This is a genomic window from Alicyclobacillus fructus, from assembly GCF_017329605.1.
Taxonomy (GTDB): Bacteria; Bacillota; Bacilli; order Alicyclobacillales; family Alicyclobacillaceae; genus Alicyclobacillus; species Alicyclobacillus fructus.
In genome coordinates, this window is sequence record NZ_JAFMTY010000011.1 from 84,490 (window position 1) to 95,449 (window position 10,960).

Annotated in this window: 9 protein-coding genes; all 9 read left to right on the forward strand. The window is 61.6% G+C overall.

Annotation, left to right across the window (positions count from 1 at the left end; all coding sequences use genetic code 11):
• Positions 1-253 precede the first annotated feature (253 nt).
• The 9 genes from dnaA to J3481_RS07585 all read left to right on the forward strand — a co-directional run bounded on the left by dnaA (position 254) and on the right by J3481_RS07585 (position 10,630).
• Positions 254-1,621, forward strand: coding sequence for a chromosomal replication initiator protein DnaA (dnaA, locus tag J3481_RS07545; RefSeq protein ID WP_328702067.1), 1,368 nt, complete (start codon positions 254-256; stop codon positions 1,619-1,621).
• A gap of 219 nt (positions 1,622-1,840) precedes the next feature.
• A complete protein-coding gene (gene dnaN / locus J3481_RS07550) occupies positions 1,841-2,965 on the forward strand; it encodes a DNA polymerase III subunit beta (RefSeq protein ID WP_206831338.1) in 1,125 nt (374 codons plus the stop codon).
• Entirely contained in the window at positions 2,965-3,195 is a 231-nt protein-coding gene (gene yaaA, locus J3481_RS07555; protein WP_206831339.1) for a S4 domain-containing protein YaaA, read from the forward strand. Before dnaN ends, yaaA begins: the two co-directional genes overlap by 1 nt.
• Entirely contained in the window at positions 3,176-4,294 is a 1,119-nt protein-coding gene (gene recF, locus J3481_RS07560) for a DNA replication/repair protein RecF (RefSeq protein WP_206831340.1), read from the forward strand. The genes yaaA and recF overlap by 20 nt, the downstream gene beginning before the upstream one ends.
• 80 nt (positions 4,295-4,374) lie before the next feature.
• On the forward strand, positions 4,375-6,288 hold the full coding sequence (gyrB, locus tag J3481_RS07565) for a DNA topoisomerase (ATP-hydrolyzing) subunit B (protein ID WP_206831341.1): 1,914 nt from the start codon (positions 4,375-4,377) through the stop codon (positions 6,286-6,288).
• Positions 6,289-6,347: 59 nt separating this feature from the next.
• Positions 6,348-8,807: a DNA gyrase subunit A gene (gene gyrA / locus J3481_RS07570; RefSeq protein WP_206831342.1), complete on the forward strand. Its 2,460-nt coding sequence runs from the start codon at positions 6,348-6,350 to the stop codon at positions 8,805-8,807.
• Positions 8,808-9,024: 217 nt separating this feature from the next.
• Positions 9,025-9,813: a GNAT family N-acetyltransferase gene (locus tag J3481_RS07575; protein WP_206831343.1), complete on the forward strand. Its 789-nt coding sequence runs from the start codon at positions 9,025-9,027 to the stop codon at positions 9,811-9,813.
• An 85-nt stretch (positions 9,814-9,898) separates the two neighbouring features.
• Positions 9,899-10,279: a cytidine deaminase family protein gene (locus J3481_RS07580; RefSeq protein WP_206831344.1), complete on the forward strand. Its 381-nt coding sequence runs from the start codon at positions 9,899-9,901 to the stop codon at positions 10,277-10,279.
• 42 nt (positions 10,280-10,321) lie between these two features.
• A complete protein-coding gene (locus J3481_RS07585) occupies positions 10,322-10,630 on the forward strand; it encodes a hypothetical protein (protein ID WP_206831345.1) in 309 nt (102 codons plus the stop codon).
• Positions 10,631-10,960: the final 330 nt, after the last annotated feature.

Here is a 10,960-nt window from a genome sequence, read left to right on the forward strand (position 1 = left end):
TTTTTCGACATTGCTCGACGCGCGCGATCCTGCTATGATCTGCGCTATCCGTTATCCACAACTGAGCGTGTGGATCCCATTCATCCACAACCTTATCCACAACCTGTGGACAACGTTTCCCACAGCTTCTGCACATGTGGATTTTCACTTTTCACAAGTCCACAGGTGACACCGACGACAACCCGGACTTCCTATCGTGCGTCATACTCCCGCGTGCTGTGGACAGTTTTTTCAACACTAGGGGGAACCATTCGTGATGAGTACCAAACTCGATCCGACCTACGATTCGTTGTGGAATCAGGTCCTCCAGCTGGTGCAGGAGAAGGTCTCCGGACCGACGTACAGCACCTGGTTTGAGGACACCCACATCGTCAAAATCGATGAGTCGGACCAGACGGTCTACATCTCCGCGCCCTCTGCGTTCGTACGCAACTGGCTGTCCGAACACTACACCGCCCTCGTTGAAACGCTCATGATGAACGTGATGGAGCGCGAATACCGCGTGCGTTTTGTCACCGAGGACGACGCGCAGGTTCCCACCGTCCTTGTTCGCCGCCCGCCGGAACCCGCCGTGGCGCCGGAAGACGAGGGCGAATCCAATCTCAATCCTCGCTACACCTTTGACTCATTCGTCATTGGCGCAGGGAACCGATTCGCACATGCGGCGTGCCTTGCGGTCGCCGAACGGCCGGCCAACGCTTACAACCCGCTGTTCATCTACGGAGGCGTCGGACTCGGCAAGACGCATCTCATGCACGCCATCGGGCACTATGTCCGTCAACATCACCCGAATTTCAAAGTCAGCTACATATCCTCCGAGCGGTTCACCAACGAGTTCATCGCGGCCATTCGCGACAAGAACCCGGACTCGTTTCGCGCCCGTTACCGCACGGTGGACGTGCTCTTGATTGACGACATTCAGTTCATCGCCAACAAGGAACAGACGCAGGAAGAATTCTTCCACACCTTCAACAGCCTTCACGAGGTAGGAAAACAGATCGTCATCTCCAGCGACCGGCCGCCGCGCGAGATTCCGACCCTCGAAGATCGGCTCCGCTCTCGGTTTGAGTGGGGACTCATCACCGATATTCAGCCGCCGGATCTCGAGACGCGCATCGCCATCCTGCAGCGGAAGGCCAAAGCGGATGGGTTGGACGTGCCGGTGGACGTGCTCGCGTTCATCGCAAACCAGATTGACTCGAACATCCGCGAGCTCGAGGGGGCGCTCACCCGCGTCATCGCCTACTCCTCCCTGGTGAAGGACGACCTCAGCGTGGCCCTGGCCGAGGAGGCCTTGAAAGATCTGATTCATCCCAACCGGCCGCGGGCGGTCACCGTGAGTCACGTTCAAAAGGTCGTCGCCGATCACTATGGGCTCAAGGTCGACGATTTGAAGGGAAAGAAGCGCACGCGCAACATCGCCTTTCCGCGACAAATCGCGATGTACCTCACCCGCGAACTGACGGATCTTTCCCTTCCGCGCATTGGAGAAGCCTTCGGCGGACGGGATCACACGACGGTCATGCACGCGTGTGAACGGGTGCACGAGGAGATGATGCGAGACGATGATTTGCGCGCAACCATCGATCGACTGAGCCAAGCGATTCGAACCCTCACGTAGGTCACACATTGTCCACAGGTGGACAGCGCGAATTGCAGGACTTATCCACAGAGTTGTCAACAGGCTGTGCATGAATTTCGCGGCCGGATCGAGGGGTTGTCCACAAATCCACCGCGCTGATCATGATCATGACGATCAGGATCCTTCCTACTTCTCCTCCTGATCCGGACTGGCGGTCCGCCATCGTATGCCCAGCTGCACACGGAAGGGAGTCGACGCATGGAATTCTCACTGCACAAACAGGCGCTTGCCAACGCGCTGCAGATTGTCTCCAAGGCCGTCGCGGTCCGAACCCCCAAACAAGTGCTGATGGGGATCCTGATCGAAGTGCATGAGGACGAGATCGTCGCAACGGCTTACGATTTAGAGCTCGCCATCCAGACGCGTGTGAAAGCCACCGAGGAAACCGGATTGCGCGTGCAACAGACAGGTGCCATCGTGTTGCCGGCGCGCTACTTTGGCGACATCGTCCGCAAGCTCCCGGACACAGACATCCATATGCGGGTCGACGCCAACTATATGACGGAGATCTCGGCATCGAGTGTAGAATTTCACCTCCACGGGATCGACGCGGAGGAGTTCCCCGAGCTGCCGAACTTCATGGGCTATGAGAGCATGCAGATCCCAGCGCGAACCCTGGGTCGGCTCATCGAATCGACGGTGTTTGCGGCAGCCACCTCTGAGGTGCGCCCCGTGCTGACCGGGGTCTCCATCACCTCCGATTCGACGCATCTCACGTTCATCGCGACCGACGGCCTACGCCTTGCGCAGCATCGCGTCCCACACGATCATCTGCCCGAGCGCCAGGTGGTGATTCCGGCGAAGTCGCTCGCCGAGCTGTCCAAGATCCTGCCGGAAGACGACACGCAGGTGGACATGGTGCTGACGCCGAGCCACGGGCTTTTTGTGATTGGCCCGACGCGGTTTTACACCAGGCTTCTCGAGGGCACGTATCCGGACACCTCGCGGCTCATCCCGCGATCTGCGCGCACGGAAGTGGTGGTCGAAGGGGATGCGTTTCTCTCCGCCATCGATCGCGCGGCCCTCATCGCCCGCGACAAGGACAACCACATGGTCCGGCTCGAGGTCACCGGAGACACCATCACGGTCACATCTCATTCGCCCGAGGTCGGCAACGTGTCGGAGACGCTCCACGCTCTGCGCAAGGAGGGGGAGGATCTGCAGATTGCGTTCAATGGGCGCTACGTGATCGAGGCGGTGCGCGCGCTCGACGCGGCAGAGATCGCCATTCGATTCAACGGCGCGAATCAGGCGTTTGTGATTGAGCGAAGCGGCGATCCGTCGATGTTGCAACTCATCTCGCCCATTCTCTGGAGGTCCTGATGGACATTCACATTCAAGGCGATCACATCACACTGGGGCAGTTGTTGAAAAAAGTCCGGCTGGTGGCTTCGGGCGGCGAGGTCAAGTCGTTTCTGGCGGAAGGCCGCGTCCGCGTCAACGGGCTTCCCGAGGCGCGGCGAGGGCGGAAGTTGTACGCGGGCGACGAGATCGAGGTGGAGGGCACGGTGTATCGCGTGGTGACAGAAACGGATGAACATCCGCCGCATTGAACTGATCGATTTTCGCAATTATGCCCGAGCCGAAATCGAGCTGTCGCCTGGGGTGAACGTCCTCGTCGGGGAAAACGGCCAGGGGAAGACCAACGTCCTGGAAGCGATGCTGCTCATTGCCGTCGGGAAATCGCACAGGGCGCATCGGGATCGCGATCTCATCCGCTGGGAACAGGAACGCGCGCGCATCAGCCTGCAGGCCTCCACGCGGTATGGTGACCGCCGGCTGACGCTGGAACTCGGCCCGGAGGGGCGACGAGCCCATGCGAACGGCGTTCAGGTGGGACGGATGACCGAGTTCGTGGGTCAGGTGCAGGTGGTGCTGTTTGCGCCCGAGGATCTCGATTTGGTGAAGGGGAGTCCCCGCGTGCGGCGCCGTTTTTTGGACACGGAACTCGGCCAGATGGAACCGTTGTATCTCCACCATCTCAGCCACTACAACCGCGCGCTCCTGCAGCGAAACCGCTGGCTCAAAGAGAACCAGGCGTCCAACGATGACGAGATTCTCGCGACCTTTGATCGGCAAATTGCGGTCCATGGGGCCCACGTGATCCACAGGCGGCTGCGGTTCTTGCAGAAGCTGCGCGCGTACGCCGCCCGTATCTACACCGATATCGCAAGCGGCCGCGAGACGTTCGACCTGGCGTACCGGAGTTCTGTGGGCGGGATCGAAGCGGGGATGACGGTCGAGGAGATGGCGGAGGCGATGGAAGCGGCGCTTGCGAGGCATCGCTCTCAAGATCTGCGCCTGGGCACGACGGGCGTTGGCCCGCACCGGGACGATATGCTGCTCTTTCTCGACGGGCGGGAGGTGCACGCCGCGGCCAGCCAGGGCCAGCAGCGGACCATCGCGCTGTCGCTTCGGCTTGCCGAGATCGACTTCATGCACGAGGAGATGGGCGAGTATCCGGTCTTGCTGCTCGACGACGTGTTGTCTGAGCTCGACGATCTCCGTCAGCGGAATCTGGTGGTTGGGATGAGCCGCAAGGTGCAGACCGTCATCACCACCACCAGCCTGAATCGGCTTGGCCAGGAGCTCGACGGCGACTACCGGCTGTTTCGGGTTTGTTCTGGTATAATAGCCGAAGAACGCGTCTGAAGCCCGGAAAACTCGGCGATCCTTGTGAGATGGACGCCGAGCGGCTTTTTGTTGTCTTTCTGGAGGCGGAGGGAACTTCTTTGGCGGATAGAATACCCGAACAGGTGTACGACGAGTCGCAGATTGAGGTCCTGGAAGGTCTGCAGGCCGTGCGAAAGCGGCCCGGCATGTATATCGGTTCCACGAGCGCAAAGGGGTTGCACCACCTCGTCTGGGAGATCGTCGACAACGCGGTGGACGAAGCGCTTGCGGGCCGATGCACTCGGATTGTGGTCCAGGTTCATCCGGATAACAGCGTGAGTGTCATAGACAACGGGGCCGGGTTTCCCGTCGGCATTCACCCGAAGACCGGCCGTCCGGCTGTGGAGACGGTGTTGACCACGCTGCACGCCGGCGGCAAGTTCGGTGGCAAAGGGTACAAGGTGTCAGGGGGTCTGCACGGCGTGGGCGCGTCCGTGGTGAACGCGCTCTCGACGTGGATGCGGGTGGAGGTGCACCGCGACGGCCACATCTACGTGCAGGAGTATGAGCGCGGCACGCCGCTCTATGACCTGAAGATCATCGGCACCACGGACAAGACGGGGACGAAGGTCTCCTTCAAGCCGGATCCCGAGATTTTCACGGAAACGACGGTCTTCTCGGCGGAGACGCTCATGAACCGCCTGCGCGAGCTCGCCTTTCTGAATGCGGGCCTCGAAATCGTGTTTGAGGACGAGCGCGAGGGCGGCAAGCGGGCCGTCTTCAAGTACGACGGCGGCGTGGCCGAGTTCGTCCGCTGGCTGAATCAGTCGAAGGACGTGCTGTTTGAGGATCCCATTTACGTGTCTGCGGTGAAGGACGACGTCGCGGTCGAGATCGCGCTCCAGTACAACGACGGCTACGCCGCAACGGTGTACTCGTTTGCGAACAACATCAACACGGCGGAAGGCGGCACGCACGAGGCAGGCTTCAAGAGCGCGCTGACGCGCGTGATCAACGATTACGCCCGGCGATACGGCTTTCTGAAATCGAACGACAACAGCATGACGGGCGACGACGTCCGCGAGGGGCTGACCGCCGTCGTGAGCGTGAAGGTGCCGGAACCGCAGTTCGAGGGGCAGACCAAGACGAAGCTCGGCAACAGCGAGGTGCGCGGCATCGTGGAGACGCTGTTCGCCGAAAAGATGCAGACGTTCCTCGAGGAGAACCCGTCCGTCGCCCGGAAGATCGTCGACAAGTGCATTCTCGCCGCGAGAGCGCGAGAAGCGGCGCGGCGCGCGCGGGAACTCACGCGGAGCAAGAAGATGGACGTGACGAGCCTGCCCGGGAAATTGACCGATTGTAGCTCGAAAGATCCGGAGCGATCGGAGCTGTTCCTGGTGGAGGGCGATTCCGCGGGCGGATCGGCCAAGATGGGGCGAGATCCGCAGACGCAGGCCATTCTTCCGCTCCGAGGGAAGATCATCAACGTCGAGAAGGCGCGCTTGGACAAGGTGTTGGCGAACGAGGAGATCCGCGCCATCATCACGGCGTGCGGCACCGGCATTGGCGACGACTTCGACATTTCCAAGGCCCGCTATCACAAGATTGTCATCATGACGGATGCCGATCACGACGGCAGCCACATCCGCATCCTGCTGCTGACGCTGTTCTATCGGTTCATGCGGCCGCTCATCGATGCGGGCTATATCTACATCGCCCAGCCGCCGCTCTACAAGATCGAGAAGGGCAAGGTCGTGCGGTATGCGTACTCGGACGCGCAGCTCGAGCAGATCCTGCAGGAGATGGGCCGCGAGGGCGTGCGGCTGCAGCGGTACAAGGGGCTCGGCGAGATGAACGCGGATCAGCTTTGGGAGACGACGATGGATCCCGAGTCGCGCACCCTGCTCCGCGTCACCATGGAGGACGCGATGGACGCGGACATGATCTTCAGCATCCTCATGGGGGACAAGGTCGAGCCGCGGCGCGACTTTATCGCTGAGCACGCGCGGTTTGTCCGCAATCTGGACGTCTGATGCTCCCACGCCGGCGCACCGATCCGCGCGCGGGTGGAACACGATGAGAGGTGAAACAGATGGCAGACGAGAGCAGCTCTCGCGGCATTTTGCCGGTGGACATCAGCCAGGAGCTGCGCAATTCGTTTCTCGACTACGCGATGAGCGTCATTGTCGCCCGGGCGATCCCGGACGTGCGCGACGGCCTGAAGCCGGTCCATCGCCGCATCCTCTACGCCATGTACGAAGCGGGCATGACGCCGGACAAGCCGTACAAGAAGTCGTCGCGCATCGTCGGCGACGTGCTGGGTAAGTTCCACCCGCACGGCGACGCGGCGGTGTACGAGGCCCTCGTGCGCCTCGCCCAGGACTTCTCGACCCGCTATCCGCTCATCGACGGCCATGGGAATTTCGGCTCCATCGACGGCGACGCGGCCGCGGCGATGCGGTACACGGAGTCGCGCATGTCCGCAATTGCGCTCGAACTGTTGCGGGACATCAACAAGGAGACGGTCGACTTCATCCCCAACTACGACGAGCAGGAAGAGGAGCCGGTCGTTCTTCCGTCCCGCTTTCCGAACCTGCTCGTCAACGGGTCGAGCGGCATCGCCGTCGGCATGGCGACGAACATCCCGCCCCACAATCTGCGCGAAGTCATCGACGGCGTGGTCATGCTCATCGACAACCCAAACGCCACGCTCGACGACCTGATGACCGTCATCAAGGGACCGGATTTCCCGACGGGCGGCGTCATCCTCGGCCGCGAAGGCATCCGCAAGGCCTACGAGACCGGGCGCGGATCCATCACCGTGCGCGCGGTGACGCACTTTGAGGAGTTGTCGGGCGGGAAGACGCGCATCGTGGTGACGGAGATCCCGTATCAGCAGAACAAGGCGCGCATCGTCGAGAAGATCGCGGAGCTTGCGCGGGAGAAGAAGATCGACGGCATCACCGACCTGCGAGACGAGAGCGACCGGCGCGGCATGCGCGTCGTGATCGAGCTGCGCCGCGATGTGCGGCCCCAGGTCGTGCTGAACAACCTGTTTAAGCACACGGCCCTGCAGACGAGCTTCGGCGTCATCAACCTGGCGCTCGTCAACGGCGAGCCGAAGGTGCTGACGCTCCGCGAGACCCTTGAGCACTACCTGAATCACCAGCGCGACGTGGTCCGCCGCCGGACGCAGTACGATCTCGCCAAAGCCGAAGCGCGGGCGCACATCCTCGAGGGACTTCGCATCGCGCTCGATCACCTGGACGAGGTCATCGCGCTCATCCGGAGATCGCAGACGGTCGACGAGGCGAGGCAGGGGCTCATGTCCACCTTCGGCCTTTCCGAGGAGCAGGCGCAGGCCATCCTCGACATGCGCTTGCAGCGGCTCACGGGCCTGGAGCGGGAGAAGATCGAGGCGGAGTATCAGGAGCTCCTCCAGCGCATCGCCGAGCTCAAGGCCATCCTCGCGGATCCGAAGCTCTTGGACGGCGTGATCCGCCAGGAGATCCTCGAGATCAGGGAGCGGTTTGGCGACGAGCGCCGCACGCGTATCGTGAACGCCGAGGGCGAGATCAGCGAGGAGGATCTCATCCCGGTGCATGACGTCGTGATCACCATCACGCACCGCGGCTACATCAAGCGGCTGCCGCTGTCCACCTATCACAGCCAGCGCCGCGGGGGCCGGGGGATGACGCTCATCAACGCGCACGAGGAAGACTTCGTGACCGGGCTGCACGTCACCTCGACGCACGATTACCTGCTCTTCTTCACGAACCGCGGCCGCATGTACGCCATCAAGGCCTACGACGTGCCCGAGTTCAGCCGGCAGGCGCGCGGAACGCCGATCGTCAACCTGTTGAACATCGAGCAGGGTGAGAAGGTCACCGCGATGATCCCGGTGAAGTCGCTCGATCCGGCCGAGATCGGCAACAAGTACCTGTTCTTCGCGACCCGCCAAGGCATCGTGAAGAAGACGCCGCTTGCCGAATACTCGAATGTGCGCAAGAACGGGCTTATCGCCATCAACCTCCGCGACGACGACGATCTCGTCGGCGTGAAGCTGACGGACGGCACGAAGGAGATCATGATGGTCACGCGTCAGGGGCTCGCCATTCGCTTCCCGGAGACCGACGTCCGCCCGATGGGCCGGGCCGCCACGGGTGTGAAAGGCATCTCGCTCGGCGACGGCGACGAGGTCATTGCGATGGATGTCGCCGAGGACGATCACGACGTGCTCGTGGTGACGTCCCGCGGTTATGGCAAACGGACGCCGGTGAGCGAATATCGCGCGCAGTCGCGCGGCGGAAAGGGCATCAAGACGCTCAACTGCACGCCGAAGAACGGCCACGCCATCGAGATGTGTATGGTGACGCCCGAGGACGACATCATGATCGTCACGCAGGCCGGGGTCGCCATCCGCATCCACGTGCGCGATGTGTCGACGCTGAGCCGGAACACGCAGGGCGTGCGGCTCATCAACGTCGACGAAGGCGTGGAGGTGGCCTCCGTCAGCCGCGTGATCACGGAGGACGACGATTCGGAGACGTGATCGCATGGGGCGCGCTGGATTGAGGCGCGCCCGTCTGTTACGATGCCAGTGAGGAGGCGGTTTCGGTGCAGAACGCGTTCTGGGACTTTCTCGTGCACACGAGCGCGATGTTTCTCGCCTTCGCGACGTTCGTGGGGCTTTGCTTCATTGTGGTCAACGCGATCGTGAAAGAGAAATGAGGCCGTGAGGCGCTGGTCGAGGGCAGGAGAGTGACTGCATGTTTCGAAGGCTGACAGCGTCCGATCACGACCGCGTCGTCGCCTACTTGTCGAAACGGCCGGCGCTTCACACGTTTCTCACGGGCGACATTGAGCGGTACGGCTATGACGCGCCGTTTCAAGAGGTGTATGGGTATCTGTCCGATGGGTGCGTGACCGCCGTCCTGCTGAGGTTCTACGGAAGTTATATTTTTTCCACCGAGGGCCCGGATGCCGTCGAGGAAGTGGTGCGTGTGCTTCAATCCAACACGGCTTGGAGCATGATCCAGGGGGATTCGGTGTCGCTCAGCCTCTTGCAGGATGTGGGCGGCTTTCAGCCCAGGCAGGTGCGCGAATTTGCGTTTGCGGAAAGGCCTCCGCATGCGCCGAGGCCCTTCGTGGACACATCCGTCGTCCGCCAGGCCACGGTCGATCACGTCGGCCAGCTGTGGCAACTGCGCAAGAGCATCGCGGAGTTCGCAAACAGCCAAACGACGGAGCTCTCCTTGCGACAGTCGTTTGAGGCGGGCGATACGCTCTGCTTTTACGTTCCCGGCGAACGGGGCGAAATGGCAGCCTCGGCGAGCGTTGTCGCGGAGAACACTTGGACCGCGATGGTGGTGGGCGTCTGCACACGTCCGCTCTACCGCGGGCTTGGGTATGCCACAAGGTGCGTGGCCAAATTATGCGATGTCTTTGATGAGCGCGGAAAGACGCTTTGCCTCTACTACGACAACCCGAACGCGGGAGGCATTTATCGTCGCCTGGGCTTCGCCGTGACGAGCGGGTGGACGCAGTTTTTCAGGTAAATCACCCGGGTTCTCCCGGGCGAGGGTTCGGCCGTGATCGTCGAGAAAACGGATTCACCTTCGGCCAAGGGATGGAGGCGCGCCGATGACGTTTGATGAGCTCATCGCCAGAGCCCGATCCGTGCATGGAATTCGCCAACTCTCGCCAGAGGCGACGGCGGGATCGGTGGCCGCGGCGCTCGAGACGGATCGGGGGCACGTGTACGTGGGCGTGTGCATCGACACGGCGTGCTCGCTCGGCTTCTGCGCTGAACACGCGGCTGCGGCGGCCATGATCACGGCCGGGGAAAACCGCGTCGTCCGCATGGTGGCGGTGGGACGGGACGGCCGGATCCTGCCACCGTGCGGGCGGTGTCGGGAATTCATCCGGCAGCTCCATCCCGATAACCGAGAAGCCGAGGTGATGGTGGCGTCGGGCGTGATCGTCAGGCTCGGAGAGCTTCTGCCCCACGATTGGCTCGCGTGAAGACAAAGGGGTGACGCGAATGGTGTGGAAAGGGGGAGTGCGGTGAAGGGTGGGACTTTCGATGATCTCCTTGGGGATCCAGAATTCCGAAAGCAGTATCCTCCTGAATGGTTGGGTATTTTCGAAGATCAAAAGGTCCGCCAGGACATGCAGCAGTTCTTGGACTGGGTTGAGTCCCTGACTCGTGAGGCAAACATCGGCAGGATGAGCGTGGACGAAATGCTGGAGTCCACAGCCAAGCGACTTCGAGGCGTCCTGTTCACGATGCTCGAACAGAGGGTGAGGGAGATGGAACGCGCTGGACGCGATATGTCGCACGTGCGAGCGTGGCTTGCGATGCGCGGAACCTAGCCTCAGCAGGAGGAGACAGAAGGAGACGCTTGAGCAGAGGATCGCGAGGGAATATCAAGCGCCACGCTCGTGATTTAAAGGAACGGGTTTCCGTTGTCGTTATTCTGTTTGATCTTGATTTTTTCTCGCGATATTTTTTCTCGCGATCCCGCTTGACAGGCAGGGGGCAGGGGTGATAGTATCATTCTCGCCGCCCGCGAGGCGGCGCGAAAAACCGCGGGATGCCGCGGAGTCGCTCCTTGAAAACTAAACACACAAGACCACCAAGCCCGTGAGTCTTGACGACCACGAAGTCAGGATAAGCTGTTTGGATTGAGAGTTTGATCCTGG

Coding starts and splice junctions, on each gene's coding strand:
- dnaN (WP_206831338.1), top strand. CDS start 1,841: ATGGAATTCTCACTGCACAAACAGGCGCTTGCCAACGCGCTGCAGATT.
- yaaA (WP_206831339.1), top strand. CDS start 2,965: ATGGACATTCACATTCAAGGCGATCACATCACACTGGGGCAGTTGTTG.
- recF (WP_206831340.1), top strand. CDS start 3,176: ATGAACATCCGCCGCATTGAACTGATCGATTTTCGCAATTATGCCCGA.
- gyrA (WP_206831342.1), top strand. CDS start 6,348: ATGGCAGACGAGAGCAGCTCTCGCGGCATTTTGCCGGTGGACATCAGC.
- J3481_RS07575 (WP_206831343.1), top strand. CDS start 9,025: ATGTTTCGAAGGCTGACAGCGTCCGATCACGACCGCGTCGTCGCCTAC.
- J3481_RS07580 (WP_206831344.1), top strand. CDS start 9,899: ATGACGTTTGATGAGCTCATCGCCAGAGCCCGATCCGTGCATGGAATT.